We start from the raw sequence: 442 nt of genomic DNA, 5'->3' as shown, positions 1-442 counted from the left end.
CCGCCAATCATGGCGCCCTGGTCGACAACAATGACGGCACCTGGACCTTCACGCCTGATGCCAACTACAACGGCCCGGTCAACCTCAGCTACACCGTCACCGACGGCAATGGCGGCAGCGTGCCGGCAAGCCAGAGCTTCACGCTTGATGCGGTCAATGATGCACCCGTCCTCAGCGGCAATGCGGCGACGCTTTCGGCGGGCAGCGAGGACACACCCTACACCTTCAGCACCGCTGACCTGCTTGCCGGCTTCACCGATGTCGACGGCGACCAGCTGTCGGTCGCCGGCCTTACCGCCAATCATGGCGCGCTGATCGACAACAATGACGGCACCTGGACCTTCACGCCTGATGCCAACTACAACGGCCCGGTCAGCCTCAGCTACACCGTCACCGACGGCAATGGCGGCAGCGTTCCGGCAAGTCAGAGCTTCACGCTGGC

General features: G+C 63.8%; 1 protein-coding gene. It reads left to right on the top strand.

The genetic code is table 11. The features are described 5' to 3' along the window. Window positions 1-442, top strand: a 442-nt coding sequence (locus K6M89_RS30595; protein ID WP_222141859.1) for a cadherin-like domain-containing protein, incomplete at both ends; no start/stop codon positions are given.

The sequence above is a fragment of the Rhizobium croatiense genome (assembly GCF_019793465.1).
In the GTDB taxonomy this organism is placed as follows: domain Bacteria; phylum Pseudomonadota; class Alphaproteobacteria; order Rhizobiales; family Rhizobiaceae; genus Rhizobium; species Rhizobium croatiense.
Note: the sequence above shows the minus strand (reverse complement) of the source record. Positions and strands in the feature narration are given on the sequence as shown.